The 16,504-nt window shown below is 35.5% G+C and carries 17 protein-coding genes; 10 read left to right on the plus strand and 7 right to left on the minus strand.

All coding sequences use genetic code 11. The features are described from left to right. Positions 1-404: 404 nt before the first annotated feature. Both F606_RS0111430 and F606_RS0111435 read right to left on the minus strand, forming a co-directional pair. A complete protein-coding gene (locus F606_RS0111430) occupies positions 405-1,142 on the minus strand; it encodes a Fic family protein (protein WP_019554026.1) in 738 nt (245 codons plus the stop codon). Between the two features lie 397 nt (positions 1,143-1,539). After that, on the minus strand, positions 1,540-4,152 hold the full coding sequence (locus F606_RS0111435) for a sigma-54-dependent transcriptional regulator (protein WP_019554028.1): 2,613 nt from the start codon (positions 4,150-4,152) through the stop codon (positions 1,540-1,542). Between the two features lie 260 nt (positions 4,153-4,412). On the opposite strand from F606_RS0111435, the gene F606_RS0111440 reads away from it, so the two are divergent. The 5 genes from F606_RS0111440 to F606_RS0111460 are packed head-to-tail and all read left to right on the plus strand — an operon-like array spanning position 4,413 to position 7,759. Beyond that, the gene (locus F606_RS0111440) at positions 4,413-4,835 is read left to right on the plus strand and encodes a PTS sugar transporter subunit IIA (RefSeq protein WP_019554029.1); all 423 of its coding nucleotides are present in this window, start codon (positions 4,413-4,415) and stop codon (positions 4,833-4,835) included. 13 nt (positions 4,836-4,848) lie between these two features. After that, the gene (locus tag F606_RS0111445; protein ID WP_019554030.1) at positions 4,849-5,322 is read left to right on the plus strand and encodes a PTS sugar transporter subunit IIB; all 474 of its coding nucleotides are present in this window, start codon (positions 4,849-4,851) and stop codon (positions 5,320-5,322) included. Between the two features lie 41 nt (positions 5,323-5,363). After that, on the plus strand, positions 5,364-6,140 hold the full coding sequence (locus F606_RS0111450) for an SDR family NAD(P)-dependent oxidoreductase (RefSeq protein ID WP_019554031.1): 777 nt from the start codon (positions 5,364-5,366) through the stop codon (positions 6,138-6,140). Between the two features lie 16 nt (positions 6,141-6,156). After that, the gene (locus F606_RS0111455; protein WP_019554032.1) at positions 6,157-6,915 is read left to right on the plus strand and encodes a PTS mannose/fructose/sorbose/N-acetylgalactosamine transporter subunit IIC; all 759 of its coding nucleotides are present in this window, start codon (positions 6,157-6,159) and stop codon (positions 6,913-6,915) included. Between the two features lies 1 nt (position 6,916). Next, entirely contained in the window at positions 6,917-7,759 is an 843-nt protein-coding gene (locus tag F606_RS0111460) for a PTS system mannose/fructose/sorbose family transporter subunit IID (RefSeq protein ID WP_019554033.1), read from the plus strand. Between the two features lie 785 nt (positions 7,760-8,544). Here F606_RS0111460 and F606_RS0111465 read toward each other — a convergent pair. From F606_RS0111465 to F606_RS0111475, 3 genes are all read right to left on the minus strand, one after another. Then, positions 8,545-9,555, minus strand: coding sequence for an NADH:flavin oxidoreductase (locus F606_RS0111465; RefSeq protein WP_019554034.1), 1,011 nt, complete (start codon positions 9,553-9,555; stop codon positions 8,545-8,547). Between the two features lie 215 nt (positions 9,556-9,770). Further along, positions 9,771-9,929 (minus strand): nitroreductase family protein, encoded by a 159-nt coding sequence (locus F606_RS23480; RefSeq protein WP_019554035.1) that lies wholly within the window; start codon positions 9,927-9,929, stop codon positions 9,771-9,773. A gap of 14 nt (positions 9,930-9,943) precedes the next feature. After that, positions 9,944-10,312, minus strand: coding sequence for a winged helix-turn-helix transcriptional regulator (locus F606_RS0111475; protein ID WP_019554036.1), 369 nt, complete (start codon positions 10,310-10,312; stop codon positions 9,944-9,946). A gap of 344 nt (positions 10,313-10,656) precedes the next feature. Here F606_RS0111475 and dmpI point away from each other — a divergent pair, with 344 nt between their 5' ends. The 3 genes from dmpI (at position 10,657) to F606_RS22720 (ending at position 12,708) form a co-directional block, all read left to right on the plus strand. Beyond that, positions 10,657-10,851 carry a 4-oxalocrotonate tautomerase DmpI gene (dmpI, locus tag F606_RS0111480; protein ID WP_019554037.1) on the plus strand — a complete coding sequence of 65 codons (195 nt, stop codon included), beginning with the start codon at positions 10,657-10,659 and terminating at the stop codon, positions 10,849-10,851. A 232-nt stretch (positions 10,852-11,083) separates the two neighbouring features. Then, positions 11,084-11,821, plus strand: a complete 738-nt coding sequence (gene nfsA, locus F606_RS0111485; RefSeq protein ID WP_019554038.1) for an oxygen-insensitive NADPH nitroreductase — start codon at positions 11,084-11,086, stop codon at positions 11,819-11,821. A 221-nt stretch (positions 11,822-12,042) separates the two neighbouring features. Beyond that, entirely contained in the window at positions 12,043-12,708 is a 666-nt protein-coding gene (locus tag F606_RS22720; protein WP_019554039.1) for an HI0074 family nucleotidyltransferase substrate-binding subunit, read from the plus strand. Between the two features lie 343 nt (positions 12,709-13,051). Here the strand turns inward: F606_RS22720 and F606_RS0111495 are convergent, their stop codons facing one another. Continuing rightward, on the minus strand, positions 13,052-13,945 hold the full coding sequence (locus F606_RS0111495; protein ID WP_019554040.1) for a LysR family transcriptional regulator: 894 nt from the start codon (positions 13,943-13,945) through the stop codon (positions 13,052-13,054). A gap of 117 nt (positions 13,946-14,062) precedes the next feature. On the opposite strand from F606_RS0111495, the gene F606_RS0111500 reads away from it, so the two are divergent. Together F606_RS0111500 and F606_RS0111505 are read left to right on the plus strand one after the other, a co-directional pair. Beyond that, a complete protein-coding gene (locus F606_RS0111500; protein WP_019554041.1) occupies positions 14,063-15,037 on the plus strand; it encodes an NmrA family NAD(P)-binding protein in 975 nt (324 codons plus the stop codon). Positions 15,038-15,374: 337 nt separating this feature from the next. Then, complete coding sequence (locus F606_RS0111505) at positions 15,375-15,770, plus strand: bacteriohemerythrin (RefSeq protein ID WP_019554042.1); 396 nt, start codon at positions 15,375-15,377, stop codon at positions 15,768-15,770. Positions 15,771-16,202: 432 nt separating this feature from the next. Here F606_RS0111505 and F606_RS0111510 read toward each other — a convergent pair whose 3' ends face one another. Beyond that, complete coding sequence (locus F606_RS0111510; RefSeq protein ID WP_019554043.1) at positions 16,203-16,427, minus strand: hypothetical protein; 225 nt, start codon at positions 16,425-16,427, stop codon at positions 16,203-16,205. Positions 16,428-16,504 lie beyond the last annotated feature (77 nt).

Genomic DNA, 16,504 nt, shown 5'->3' on the forward strand with positions numbered 1-16,504 from the left:
AATTGTGTATTAGTCAAAGCTTTTGTTAAACTTTTGAGGTGTGCAATAGGTGTGCAATAGTCTATAAAAAATAGGTTTTAATATGTGCTTTTTGAGAGTTTACGAGAAACAAAGTGCTGATTTTACTGGATTGTTAGGGCTGGTGATGCCCATTTTTCGCACTTCTAAGCCGTGGGTCCCGCGTTCGAATCGCGGCAGTCGCACCAATGAATACACCGCTTCCGAGGTTCGGGAGCGTTTTTTATTTTATAAAAGTGTGCAACGATGATAAAAAATTAAGGCTGTCTCAATAAAAAAATGAGACAGCCTTTTGTTATTTTAAAAAAGCATTTGGAATTCTCAACATGCTGGCTATGACTGATTGGAGCCACTGCTCATAACCATCTTTGGATGGTCTTTTTGTATTATTGAGCCAAAATTTGAATGTTTTTTTCTAATTCCTCAACTTCATAATTGGCAATAAGAGTCGTCATTGCTTCGATATCATTGCCGTTGCGATACGCATCAAAGGTATTATAATACTTAAGACGATCTGTAAATTTAATATTGACTGCTGGCATCATACCGGCTTTGATAAGTTCCAGATTCATAAGAAGACGCCCAGTACGACCATTGCCATCAATGAACGGATGGATACTTTCAAAGCGCAGGTGAAATTCAGCAATTGCTTCAATGATATGCTTTTCTTGTTGCATTTTTGTGTAATCTTGGACAAGTTCTTCCATTTGTACCGCCACTAAATAGGGTTGAGGTGGTATATGCTCAGAACCAATGATTTTCACTGGTAGGCTACGGTAGATTCCACGGTTGTTTGCATCATTTATAAGTACAAGGGAATGAACAGTTTTGATGACGTGTTCAGTGAGGTTGGTTTCATCATCAGCCAGTTGAATGATGTATTCAAAAGCATCTTTATGGCCGATTGCTTCCAAATGATCCTTGATTGGCTTTTCCGCAATAGTAATACCTAGTTGAAGAATAAGTGCTGTTTCTTCCAGAGTTAAAACATTTCCTTCGATTGCATTTGAGTTGTAAGTATTATCAATAATGAATTCATCGCGTAACCGTTTCAGTTCATCAGTGTTTAATGGGCGCATTGTTTTTAGTTTTGCACGAAGTTCATTTATTTTTGTAAAATCCATAGGATCAATTCCTTTCGATCGTTCTTGTTGTTGCAAGGACGTTTTTTTATGAATAGAGTTTTCAGTGGAAGATACAATTGATAAGGACTCCTAAAAGTTGTATAATATTTTTGTGTAATATTTGGTTTTTGCATACTTAAATTTTACACCTACTCTCAGGCGATTAAAAGCCTGGGAGTTTTTTTGCAAAAAAAAAGCTGTCGCAAGTTTTTGTAACGTGCGACAGCCTCTTGCATTTTACTGTATTCAATAATATACTTTTTATATTTTCAATATTTACATCGAAAGTGATTTATATTGTCGAATATCAATAATTTGTAAGCAGATTTCTTCCCGATAGAAAGAAATTCACCAAACTTTTATACTGCTAAAAGAGATTGGTTGAATCCTACTGAAATTAAGCAAGAGAAAAGTTTATACTTGTTATAGCAAAAATTTCTGTAATATAGCCAAGTTCACTGTCTTGGATGGTTATGCCGTAGGTCCGTTCAAGAATTGAAAAACTATCTTTGATTACAGCATATATGTTTGAATGGCGTGTAAGCAAAAGCTGCAAGTTTTTATATTCGAGTTGTTCGTTACGAATTGAACGTTCGAGCATACATGCGGTATGAAACATAAATTTTACATATAAACTGGCTTCTTGCGTGTAGTTTAATTGAGTTGTAATATCATAAAAAACATTTTCAAGTACTGGAATTGCTTTACGTGCATCAATAAATACTAAAACATTTTCGATAAGTTTAGTGATCTTTTCTGAATCAAAATGAAATTTTTCAGCGATCAGGTTTGTTGGACTGGGTACAGCAACATTCAGACCAATATAGTTGCTTTGAGTTTCAACTTCATGAGTCAATTGATCCAATGTAGTCAATGGTAGTAGTGCTTTGCGTGTGGCTTCGATGACCATTGGGGTTGTTACCATCCGTAATGTATTGGTCTTTATACCGGTAGCATTGGATATGAGGTCACCAAATGTTGTCAGAGATCCCATATCAGCAAGTAATAATACGCCCTTACCTTCATCAATTTTTTCTACGAGTTTTGTGGCACGTTCTAGAGTCTGGCTAACTTTTTCTTCTAGTGGCATACAGATACCATGGGCATGTTGGACTCCGAGTAACCGATTGGCAACTTCGGCGAAATCAGTAGCTGCATAATAGCCGTGAGTAAGGACTAAAACACCAACATGGGCAACTTTTTTATTAATATCTAAGGTTTGTAGACAAAGAGAAATCAAGATGATTTCTTGTTTCGGAATTTCAATCTGTAGATGTTCTGCGAGATATTTTATAATTTTTGTGGAAATTTGATAATATATATCTTTTTCATTGATAGCTATATTGTTTTTTGGTAGACTAAGAGGTTTGTGATTTTTGATGCGTTCCAGCATAGTTTCGACATGTAGAACTAGTCCATGAAAAACGGGTGGGGGGATTTTTAGTTCGAAATCTTTTTCGATACTAATTACTGATTCTTTCAATAGGTGATAAATTTGTGGTGATATAATTTTTAGGAACGCCGTCTCGTCGGAAATAGCGAGCTCAAGTGTTTCTTTATTTTCGGTATAATCAAAGTATTTCATGATTTGGTTATTAAATATTTCTTTTATCGTATGTAAGGAAAGGTCTTCGGCAAAATATTTTTTCGAGTTATTAAGTAGAATTTGATAAAAGTTAGTTTGTGGCTCTTCTTCAGGCGGTGCATAAATAGGTTGATTTGGAGAAAATGAAACATCTGTTAGACGGTTCAAATCAAAAGATGAATTTAAGTTCGTTCGCTTGGTGGCTAGTACGTCAAGCGATTTCAAGTACTGAGCGGGTAAATGGGAAAGCTTGATATGGATTTTTGAACTTTTTTCGGTGATGAAATTTACGAACGCATTAGCACAGATGAGTTTGATATCATTTTCTAATTGACCGATATTACCAGGACAGTCATAGATAAGAAAAAGCTTTAAAATTTCTGCGGAAACATGAATTTCTTTATCCATATTTTTTGTTTCTTTTTGAAAAAAAAGTTTAATCAGATCATAACGTTCGTCGAGAGACCGATCTTCTAAATCTGGAAGTTGAATCAGGTTTGGAATGCGGCGCAGAAAGGTTTGTAATATGGAGGTGTCTGGTCTTTCCGTGGTAGCTGCAAAAATGAGGACTTGTGCTTCGCGTATGTTATCAGAATCTCCTAGTCGGTAGTATTGATTGCGATCTATAAGAGAAAAGAGCATTTCTTGTCCTTCAGGCGGTAGACGGTGGATTTCATCCAAAAAAAGTATACCATGGTTGGCTTTTTCGACAAGCCCCATATGGTCAGCAGACGCACTTGTGAAGGCGCCTTTTTTATGCCCAAAAAGATGTGAGAGCAAAAGTTGTGGATTGCCCGCATAGTCGGCACAATTGAAGATAATATAAGGAGCATTTGGAAGTAAACGTTGTGTTTGTTGGGCATAGGTGTACATTACACGAGCAAGAGTAGTTTTGCCACCGCCAGTAGGTCCAATAATGAGACTGTGTAGTCCATGTGGTGGATATAAAATAGCAGCTTTAGCTTGTTTGATAGCAGTCTTTAGACTGCGGTCATAACCGATAAGGTGCATGAAGGGGGAGTCAGGGGATTGAATCAGGGGCGACGATATAGCAGGTTGTGTAATAGGTTCTAATAATGTTGGTCTTGATGTAAGAAGAGCTTTTTCAGGAGGTGTAAACATTGACTGAAAATCTGCTAAATTAGAAAAGGTGTCAATAGAAAATGGTTTTGCAAAATATTTCGCAACAGGTTGGATTGCTAAGAAGAGAACAGGTTTGCCATGGATTTTTAATAAACGTTTTTCTCGATGCAGCTGATTTAGTTCGCGGCTTACATTATCGCGGCTAATTCCCAGCTGTTCACTGACCCAGGTGGTTTCGAAACCGGATATTATTGTGTCAGGTAGTTCTCCACTTAAAAGTTGCTGGCTTTTTTCTAGGATAAATTTAAATATGCGCTCTTTTCGAAATGGTAGTTTTGACATAAAAAAGATCCCTTCTCTCAACAATGTGTGTTGATATTTATAAGGACGAAATTTAAATTGTGACATAGATTGCAATTATAAAACACACATTTGCAAAATTAATGAATTTATTATAACACAGACTTGGAATAAAGTGTGTTTATTTAGAAAAATATATAGTTATAATTCAAGGAACATGGAAATGTTTTTATTGTGACACACATGATATAGATTGATTGGCACGACACTTGCAATAATATAAAACAGGAGGTGATAAATTTATGGTTGGTGTACTTATAGCAACTCATGGGAGAATGTCAGAAGGAATGTTAGATAGTGTGACTCTTATTATGGGAGAACCAGAACAATATAAAACATTGAGCCTGAAACATGGTGATGATATTGGTGTATTTAGAAATGAAATCAAGGATGCCATTATCAAACTTGATACAGGTGATGGCGTGTTGGTTCTGACAGATTTGTTTTCGGCGAGTCCGTATAATCAGTCTGCGATGCTTTTACCAGAACTTAAAGAACATAAATATCGTTTGATTTCTGGCGTGAATTTGCCAATGCTTATCGAAATATTCAGTTATCGTATGCGTGGAATAGTACTGGATAAGTTAGTAGAAACTGCAATGCAAATCGGTAAAGATGGGATAAAAGAGTTCTTTAAAGAAATGAAAGGTATAGAAAACAAATAAGGAGGAAAATAAAATGCCCAATATTGTTTTAGCAAGAATCGATGATCGTTTAATCCATGGACAAGTCATGACAGCTTGGATGCAATTCGTAAAGGGAAATCATATTGTAATTGTCGATGATGCAACAGCAGGGGATGATTTCTTAAAGTCTATTATTCGTATGGCAGTACCAGAGGCCGTGAATTTAGACATTTTTTTCTGCAAAGATGCACCAGAAAAATTAAAAGAAATTTCAGATACAGATAGGATTCTTATGTTGGCAAAAGATCCAGAAGTATATTTATTTCTTATTAAAGAAGGTGTGCCGATTAAAAAAGTTATTATAGGCGGCATGGGGGTAAATCCAAAACGCACGAAATTCTATAAAAATATTGCAGCTTCTGAGACTGAAAAAGAAAGCTTGCGCAGTATCATACATGAAGGAATTGAGGTTGTAATTCATATTATTCCAGATCAGGCGGAAGTTGATGTAAAGAGTTACTTGTAATTTTTTATATAGAAATAAAGCAACAAGGAGGACAGAATATTATGGTTTTAAAAGATGAAATTGCTGTAATAACAGGTGCTGGTAGTGGACTTGGAGCTGCTGCTGCAAAGGAATTCTCGCGTGAAGGCGCAAAAATTGTCGTTTGGGATCTAAATGGCAAGGCTGCACAGAAAATAGCAGATGAAATTATTGCAACTGGTGGAGAGGCAATTGCATGTCAAGTTGATGTACAAAGTAAAGACTCTGTAGATGCCGCGACTAAAACGGTGGTGGAAACATATGAGAAAATCGATATTTGGATGAATTGTGCAGGCGTGTCGAAAATTTTGCCGTTTTTGGAGTGCACGGAAGAAGTATGGGATTTGACTATGAACGTAAATTTAAAGGGTATGTTTTTCTGTTGCCAGAATGCAGTCCAAAATATGCTTAAGAATGGCAAGGGTGTCATTATCAATATGTCGTCTCAATCGGGGAAAAAAGCCGGTGCGCAATATCAGGCTTATTGTGCAAGTAAATTCGGAGTTATTGGTCTCACACAATCTATCGCTTTAGAATTTGCCCAAAAAGGGATTCGGGCAAACTGTATATGTCCAGGTGTTGTACAGACGCCAATGTGGGATAAACAGGTGATCGATTATGCCCGCAAGCGCAACTTGAAGCCGGAAGAAGTGATGCCATATTTTTGTAAAACAATTCCGATGGGGCGTACTTGCAGCTATAAAAACTTTACTGATATGGCAATTTTTATAGCAAGTGATCGTTCTGCCTATATGACGGGTCAAGCATTGAATTTGACAGGTGGAAGCCTGTTATATTAAAAGGAGGAGTTTTTCTATGTCCATTGATATACTTCAGGCTATACTGATTGGTGTCGTATATTATTTAGGCTTTAATGGTACTCCATGGTTGACTAATCTGGGAGCAACCATTGCCAATCGACCTTTAATTGCAGGTACGATGGTAGGTTTTATTCTTGGAGATCCGGTAACTGGTTGTATTATTGGTGCTGCTATTAATCTGCCATATTTAGCATATATCTCAGCAGGTGGGACAGTGCCAATGGACCCAGGTCTTGCTGGTACTGTTGGAACAGCACTTGCAATGGCAGCCGGTGCATCACCGCAGGTTGCGGTATCATTAGCTGTGCCGATTGGGCTCTTGGGAACAATCCTTTTTACGTTGCGCATGACTGTTGATATTGCTTTCGTTCATATGGCTGATAGGGCGGCTGAAGAGGGAAATTGGAAAAAAGTTATTTTCTTTAATGTTGTCCCACCACAACTTTTCCTAGCTTTTATTTGCATAGTACCAGTTGCACTCGGCGTATATTTTGGCGCAGATCTCATGACGAATTTTATCGCTATGCTTAGTGGTACACCGCTTCATGTGCTTACTGTTATTGGCGGCGTATTGCCAGCATTAGGAATTGCAATGAATCTACGTGCTATTCTTAACAAATATATCTTGCTCTTTTTCTTAATTGGCTTTATATTCCAAGTATATTTACATTTGCCAATCATTACGATTTCTGTTCTCGGTTTCATTATAGCTGTTTTGTATACTGAACTTTCCGTGAAAGCCGGGGTGAATTAAAATGACAGAAGACATGAAACATGAAACAAGAGATACACCGCTCTTAAAAAAAAGTGATGTCGTTAAATCATTTTGGTTATGGATGTTTTTCTATGTATCCAACTATAACTATGAGCGCCTTATGGCAAATGGTTTCGTACATGCATTAATACCAATTCTTAGAAAACTTTACGGCAAAGATATTGAAGAATTTAAGCTTGCGATGAAACGTCATCTAGAGTTTTTTAATACGGAGCCGCATTTTGGCAGTATCATCGGTGGTATGACGATTGCACTTGAGGAACAGCGTGCTCAAGGAAAGCCAATCAATGATCAAATGATCACTGGGCTCAAGACAGGACTTATGGGACCTTTGGCTGGTATAGGGGACACACTATGGCAAGGAACACTGACTCCAATTCTATTATCATTCGCATTGAGTCTGTCTGCTGGCGGTAGCCTTATCGGCGTTGGCATGTATATTGTTGCAATGCCACTCATTATGTTTACAATTGCATATAATCTTTGGATGAAAGGATATTTCCTTGGTCGTGAAGGCTTGCAAAAACTCATGTCTGGAAACATGGTTCAGAAGGTAATGAGTATTGCTCAAACTACTGGTGGAATAGTGCTCGGCGGTCTTACAGCAACGTTTGTGACACTTTCTACACCTGTAGAATTACAACTCGGTGAGCAGGCACTAAAACTTCAAGCTGATGTACTTGATAAATTGCTTATAGGTCTTCTTCCTCTCGCAATTACGCTACTTACATTGTATCTGTTGAATCGTAAGATGAAATCTACGACGGTGCTCTGCATTATTGCTATTATTTCTAGTGTTGGTGCGGCGTTAGGACTTTTTTGATTTGCAATTAGAGCGCATAACAGGCTGAAATGTTGAGGTGTTGCACTAAAAATTTAGTGCAACACTTTTATTTTGTGTGAAAAATAACCCTTAGTGTAAATAGTTCTTGGTAGAAGTTGCAAAATGAAGACATGTTTCAAGTAAATTACCCCAATTGTGTAGTAAAAGAAAACAAATTCTTTTCATTACAATTATGGAGATATTTTGAGAAAGTCAAGAGTTTTTAACGATTACCAGGGTGAATTAGGAAAAAGTATTGCTCTCAAATTTCCAATTTGTCTTGTGAAAAATAAATATCCTTTTACAAAAAAAAGTAGGAGGAATGCTATAAAGTTGGTTCGAGGAAACCATTATATCAATTAGCTCGGCAAATGCCGAGCGTCTGTTTATTATGCAGGAGGACTAATTTTAATATGAATAGAGCTGAAACAATTTTGTACATCATAGAATTGCTAATATTTAAAGCCTTTCAGCAATATTAAAGGTCGTTTGTTTCCCCAATATACCACTTAAACGCTCATGGATAAAATTGATATCGTAGAGTGTTTTGAGAATTCAGGCTATAACTTTAGGGGGCGAGGTTTTAATAAAGCAATAGTAAATTTACAAATCGTCAGAGATCATCCCACTGGCATAGTTAGGTGTTGGCGGGAAGCCAGGATGCATATGCAGGTACAATTTCGAATACTATTAAAGACAGAAATGTTACGATAGATTTCATTAAGTTATCACATCATGGAAGTTCATAAAACACAAATGATAAACTATTCAAAAACTTCGAATAATTAAATCCGTATCGAAGCATATTTACTAATTGCGCTTTTAACCCAATTTGAATCGTTAAAGACAGGTCTTCCGACGCCAATTAAATCTGCAACATTATTTTGCAGAAGCAATTCGGCTGTTTCTATTGTTCTAATACCTCCAGTTACTATGACCGGGATTGAAACAGCACTTTTGACTGCTTTTGCCTGTTTAATAAAATATCCTGATTTTTCCGAGTCCGGTACTGTGTAACGACACATTCCACCGGATATGTCAAGCATATCCGCGCCTTCATTTTCTAGTTCTTTTGCCGCTACAATACAATCATTTAAGCTAAGTCCGCCATCCATATTATCAGTAGCACCAAGGCGGAATAAAATAGGAAAATCATCACCAACCGCATTGCGGACGGCTCTCAGTACTTGAAGATGAATAAGAATCCTGTCTTTAATATTGCCTCCATATTTATCAGTTCTTCTATTGGTAAGTGGTGACAAAAACTGATTTAATAAATAACCATGGCAGGAATGTATTTCAACCCCATCGAAACCGGCTCGTTTTCCTAGTAAAGCCGCATTCGCAAAATTACTTATAATTTTTTTGATATCATCGCATTTAAGTTCACACGGGAGCTCTAAATTTGACTTTGAAGGATTTATAACAGCTGATGGAGCAATCGGCTGAGAACCAATAACATTTATGTTAGTACCGCTTCCAGCATGGTTTAACTGCAAGATAACAGGACAGCTATTATTGTGAATGACATCACAAAGCTGTCGTAAGCCTGAAAGCATGCTGTTGTCAGCAGAAGAAATCTGGTGGAAGCTCGATTTTCCGTCTGCTGAAATAAAAGTGTGTTCTGTAATTACCATACCAAAGTATCCGCCACGTGTTTTTTCGTCATAATATTGTAAAAGAGGCGAAGTTATTTCTCCTTGTAATCCAGCTCTTGATGTTGCCATTGGAGGCATTATTAACCTGTTTTTTAGATCAAGATTACTAATTTTTAAGGGTGTAAGCAAACGAACCATAGAAAGTACCTTCTTTACATATTGATTTTGTTTTTCAGATGTTGAAAAAATTGGTAGAATATATGCAAAAAAATTGAGATTTTTGTTATGCCACTTTTCTGTTTAGAATTAATTTGAATCGCATGAATAGTGCCAAGTTACGACCAATGGGGAGCAGTTTAGCAGCCGTCTAAAGCCATATTTGAAATAGCTAACTATAATTCCGCCCGTTACTGTTAAGTTTTCAGGTATGATGCAAACAATTCAGCATATGCAAGAGTAAAATTAGTATTATCACGTCCATGTGTAAAATTTTTATCAGAAATTGCTAATATAAAGTTAGGTGTATTTCGTAAAATCACATCTTCACCAGTTTTGCGATAATGATCTGACATTTCGATAAAATTAACTACATATCATCCTTAGTTTGCTTGCTAAGTGTCTTGGTATAGTTGAATACTTCTTTTGACCAGTTACGTGACCACTCACCAAATGGACGCAATAATTCCATAAGTTTTTTTCCGCGTTGGGTCAATTGATAGCCCTCAATAGTACGCTCTACAATATCGGCTTCTCTTAACTCTTTGATGCGATTGTTTAATATTCCAGGAGAAATAGACTCGCATCGTTGCTGAAGTTCTCTGAAAGTAGTGGAATCATTCTGCAAATTCCAGATGATACCCATTGCCCAATTTCTACCTAAAAGATCGAAAAGAGCCATAATAGGAAGTCCTGATTTTGAGCCACGAACTGGTTTTCCTGGATGTGGAACTGACATATTTTTAATCCCCCTTATGTTTGTCTATGATGATTTTTTAATCAATTCTTTTTTAGTTTGCGATTTTTTATTTTAATTGTAATCACTGGCATAAATATTCTTTTCTTTCATAGTAAAACATTGACATTGCGCTATATAAATAATATCATGCTACCATTTATATAGCAAATACATAATGGAAAATTTTGAAATCTAAAGACTCGCAAGGGAAAACCTAACATATATGAAATATTAGGATGGGATAGAAGAAATAATAATAAAACTATTGATATTTATTTTATAGCATGCTACTATATTAGTAGCACAGTGCTAGTTATTTAATTAAATTGAAAGGAAGTGTTATTGTGCCAGTAATTACAATGAAAATGAAAAAAACTCAGTCAGAAAAGAAAAAGGAATTGATTGAAAAATTAACAGCTGCAGCTGTTGAGGTTACAAATTCTCCTGCAAGCTCTTTCACTGTTTTCATTGAAGAGTATGATCCTGACAGTATTGGTATTGGAGGGGAAACATTGTTGGAAAAATACGCTAACAAGTAGAGTAAATAAAGGATAGACACCGCGTTCTTATATTACGAATGTGGTGTCTTATATAAAAGCTATTGTAACTATAGTTACAATAGATGAATTTAAAAATTACTGAAAAAAATCATTGAATTGAACGATTTATGGTTGAACAAGTGTTTTGTTTGGTAAAATTGGCATCAGTGTTACTATGCATATAAGAATCAAAAAATAAAAAAGTCTATTTTTATTTTTTAGGGGGATTAACATGAATCAGGTTATGGAATTATTAAAAAAACATTCTTCAGTTAGAAAATTTAAAGAGCAGGACGTCGATGAAAATCTGCTGCAGGATATAATCAAATCGAGCCAATACGCATCGACTTCACATCATATTCAAGCCTATACAGTGATCCATATTAAAGATCAAGCAAAGAAAACGAAGTTGGCTTATTTAACGGGTGAACAAAGTTATGTTGAAGCATGCCCGGTTTTTCTGGTCTTTTGTGCAGATTTAAATCGTTTGGGAAAAGCTTGCAGTATGAATAATGAAACGATTGAAAGCAGTTTGACGGAGTTGTTTATTATGGCAACAGTCGATGCGGCTCTCTTTGCGCAAAATGTCATGATTGCCGCTGAATCAGCAGGTTTAGGCGGAGTTTATATCGGAGGAATACGTAATAACCCACAGGAAGTTTGTGAGTTGCTTAAATTTCCCAAGCTTGTGTATCCTGTATTTGGTATGTGCCTTGGGTATCCGGAACAAGTAAATAGTACAAAACCTCGCCTGCCCCTGTCGCTTGTTTTAAAAGAAGATGAATATTCGACGCAGGAAGATAATGTTAAGCTACAAGAATATGATGAGGTTATTCGGCAGTATTATCGGGATCGAAGCAATAATGAACGCAGCAATAGCTGGACAGAAGGAATGGCGGCGTTTCTTAAACAAAAACAGCGTCCGCATATGAAGGAGTTTTTAGAAAAACGCGGGTTTGAAATGAAATAAATATTTGTTTGTGTGTTACGTTGATTGCAATTTACTTTTGTAAATTGCAATTTTTTTTAGACTGCACAAATTTGTTTCATAGTGCCAAGGTGAAACGTTGCTTGAATTCAATCGCATTAACGACCAGACTGATAGAATCATGCTTGGAATCTGGCTGTAGTCTTGGATATAATTGTGGTATAATAATGCTAATTGATTGTAGCGTGGAGGGCGGATATATTATGGAGCAATTAATGGACAAAATAAAAATGATTGCTTTTAATTACCCTAATATTTACAAAATCATCTTGTTTGGATCAAGAGCAAGAGGCGATTTTAGAAGCAGTAGCGATATTGACTTAGCAATCTTTAGTAAGGATGAATCAAGCTTAGAAGTAGCCAATTTTATGAATGATATAGAAAAATTAGATACTTTGCTTAAGTTTGATATTGTGTTTATTAATACTAATACAGATGAAAAGTTACTAGCTAATATAAATAAAGAGGGAATTGTGATTATGGAACGATTATTAAATAAATTACATAATTTTAAAAGTGCGGTTGAACGACTTGGTGAAGCACTAATTGAGCTCGAAAACTCTAGCAGTAGTGTTGTTCGTGATGGCGTTATTCAGCGGTTTGAATTTACTACTGAACTTGCTTGGAAAGCAACACGTGAATATTTACTAGATCAAGGGTTTGTTGAGGTTAATAGCCCGAAGTCTGTAATGAAAGAAGCTTTTAGTTATGGTTTAATAAAAAATGATGAAATATGGGTACAAATTTTAAACGATAGGAATTTAACTTCTCATATTTATAAAGAAGATATATCTATAGAAATATGTAATCGGATCATTGCAACACATTTTAATGAATTAAAATCTCTAAGTGAACGGCTGAATAAATAGACTTAATAATAATAGGAAATATCCTATAAAATGATAAATTTATTCTTCTAAGCTGTGGTTCCGCGTTCGAATCGCGGCAGTCACACCAATGAAATCAAGCCTTTACGAGAGTGGGCACGATAACATGTTTGAATATGTTATCGTGCCCATTTTTTATTTAACAACATATAATTTTTGTATGGCATTGGTAATGATCTCATCATGATTGGGCATACAGTTCTAAGGTGTGAGATTGTTTGATGGTAAGCGTATTGTACAACCAAACAGTTTAGTGTAGCCTATCCAGAGCTTGTTTTTTTACTGCGAAGTTTGAGTTCTATAATTCTTTAAATTTATCCGAGCTTCATACCAAGTGTTTTCCAAATATATATGTTGCAACTTTTATAAAATCACTTATTTCTTTTTTCTTATTTGATTTATTCCATGCTGCCCCGTAAGATACCATTTCCGTAATATCCAGTGGAATTGTAAGATAATATCGATCTGTTGGTGCTACAAAACTTGGCATAAATGCAATCCCCATATTTCCTTTCATCATTGTGGTACAAATTATTTCCGAATCACAAAAAAGTATTGGTGCATCAGGACATAATCGTTGGATTTTATTTTGCACACGTGCCATTTCAGGTGGGCATTTAATAGGATCAAGTAAAATCAATGTCTCATTTTTTAAGTCTTCAATTCCAATGAATGTCTTTTTTGCAAACATATGATCCTTAGGAATCACGCATACAAAAGTACTTTTCAAAAGCTGGCAATAGGATATCTCAGAATATGACTGGATATTTTCCTGCACTGTGAATATAATATCACTCTTCTGATCAATAATGGATTTTTTAGACTCCTTATAATCAGCATGTTTTATATAAAAATGAATATCAGGGTAGTTTATCCTGTAATAAGATAATATTTCAGGCATCATCTCTTGTTCAAACAATGTTCCCTCATAGCAGATTGATAGATTTGTTTTATAATTCATGGCATAATTTTTTGCCTTTGATATGGCAATGTTCGTTTTGGTCAAAACATCTTTCATATCAGTATAAAAAGATACACCGGCAGGTGTCAATTCTACATTTCTTTTATTTCTAATAAATAACTTAAATCCAAATTCAGATTCTAGGGTTTTAATTTGTTGTGAAACTGCGGGTTGGCTTATATATAATAATTTAGCAGTCGTGTTAAAATTGAATGTTTCTGCCAATTGGACAAAACATTCAATTTGTTTAAAATACAAAAAATCACCTCTGTCTTTAATAAGTATCTTTTATTAATCATAACAGTTTTCAATTTCATTTTCTAGTAAGGAACTGCTATATTTATACTAGAGTAATTTTTACGAGGAGGATTTACAATGAAGTATATCGTAACCGGATGTGATGGAAAACTCGGTGGCAGAGTCGCTGAAAATATGTTAGATCATGTATCTCCAAAAGAACTGATTTTCACCTGTCCTTTTTTAAATCGACTGAATCCTGAAAAGAAAATAAACTGGGAAAGTTTAGGGGTCACTGTCGCACAAGCCAATTATGACAACGTGGAAGAAATGGTAAAAGCTTTTGAAGGTGGTGACAGGCTTTATATTGTATCTGCTGTAACAATTGGCGAAATTAGAGTACAGCAACACAAAAATGTAGTAGATGCCGCTATCAAAGCCGGCATAAAACATATAACATACACTTCTTTTCTTGGGGCAAGCAATCCGGCGTATGAACATATATATGTTACTCCAGACCATACTGCTACAGAAAAATACATCTGTGAAAAGCATGAAGAGACAGGTATTTCCTACAATTTCATGCAGGATAATCTCTATATGGAAAACTATCTTACAACATCAGTAATGCTTGCACTTATGTCTGAAAATAAATGGTACACAACTGCTGGTGAAGGAAAGGCAACCTTTGTTCCCAAAGATGATGTTGCCAGATTAGCTACTGCATTGTTACTTGGAAAAGGCAAAGACAATAAAACCTACCTAGCCTGTGGCGGAGAATCTATTTCACAGAGAGATATCGTGACATTAATTAGCGAATTATCAGGAAAAAATATTGAATACTGTCCTGTAAGCCATACTGAATTCTTTGAATATCTTGATTCTGTGCATATTCCAAGGACTGCTACCGGCGACTATTCTCAGTCACCTGTTCCATGGTGTGGAAATGACATGGTTACAAATGAGGCAAGCATCGCAGAGGGCTTGATGGATGTATCGTCTAATGCGATTGAACTTCTTACGGGTCAAAAGCCAAAAACGGTACGAGAAATTGCCCAAAATTATAGTTATATTTGGGAAAAAAATATCACCAACTGGAAAGATATTGTGTAAATATATCTAAACCTATAACCGCCTTTCAATTTTTTTGTATATAATCCAAATTTAACAGCATACCATCTTTTTTATTACACGATACCATTCGCGATATGTTTTCAGTAGATTACAAATGTGAGATATGGATTCCTGTGAGGAAGTAGCGGCGTAAAATAATATTGATTTTTTTTCTAAACTCAAGTATACTAAATTACAATTTAGTATATCTGTTAAGCTAAAATATTGATTTGACAGATAGCTAAAAACATCGATGTTGATGGGGTGGCACTTTGCTGCCTCATTTTTGTTTTATTGTCGATGATGATAAGTAAGAAGTCAAGGAGATGGTTAGATTATGATAAAATGGAAAGACGAGTATAGTATTGGTGTAGAATGTGTGGATGAGCAGCATAAAAAATTATTCGAAATAGCAAATAGGAGTTATGATCTTTTACGGAATCAATTAATTACAGATAAATATGGGAAAATCATTGAGATCATTGATGAATTGAAAAATTACACAATTTATCATTTTCAAGCCGAAGAAGACTATATGAAAGAGATTGGTTATAAAAAATTTTTATCACAAAAGGTAGCACATAATGATTTCTTAGAAAAAATGGACAATATCGATGTTGAACAAATTGATGATGGTCAAAATGAATATTTAATAGGAATTTTGGACTTTGTCAGTGAGTGGCTGGTTGAACATATTTTAAAAGAAGATAAATTGATTGCGGTCAGTGAATAAAACTGCAGACCCTAATTTTAAACGATCATCGATGGAATAGTTAATACTTTAAAAGGACTGTCAAACTAACACATAATCTAAATAAAGATGCAAAAATAATTATTGCATCTTTATTTACGGAAAATGGTTAGCATGGCAGTCTTTTGTTTTTGCGAATATTATTTTTAGTGATTTCGGTATGATATATAGAACGCATTAAAGAAATTACATCCAGTCTATCAGTCTGCCCGGAATGGGTAGGGCATCGTTTGCTTCCTACGTAACGCCCCTCAATCCTATACCCCATTCTTGACGATTGCCACATAAAATGTTTAATGCCATATATATAGTATGAATATTTTATAGTACACAGATAATTGCTGATGAGAAGAGTAACATAGAAAAATAAGCAAAAAAATCCGCGCCAACGTGATGCGGCGCGGATGAGAAATATTATTTATCTGTTTTGTGAGCATGTTCACAGCAAGATTCTTTTTCTTTGACAGCGGTTTTGAAGCTTTCATACGTTTTACAATAAAGGTCGTATATTTCGTTTTCAGGCAACGCATGCAGATTTGGTATATTTTTTAGTTTGAGAAGGGTCAGGTCATGCAGAAATTCGCATTTTGTACCATACTTTTTATCATGCCCTTCAGGTTTAGTGCTTTTTGATCCCATAATATCACCTCGTTTCGTGTTATAGTACAATATTTCGCTGATGGTAAAGAAAGACCTGCTAACAAATTGTAAAAATT

It is taken from the genome of Propionispira raffinosivorans DSM 20765 (assembly GCF_000381065.1).
In the GTDB taxonomy this organism is placed as follows: domain Bacteria; phylum Bacillota; class Negativicutes; order Selenomonadales; family Selenomonadaceae; genus Propionispira; species Propionispira raffinosivorans.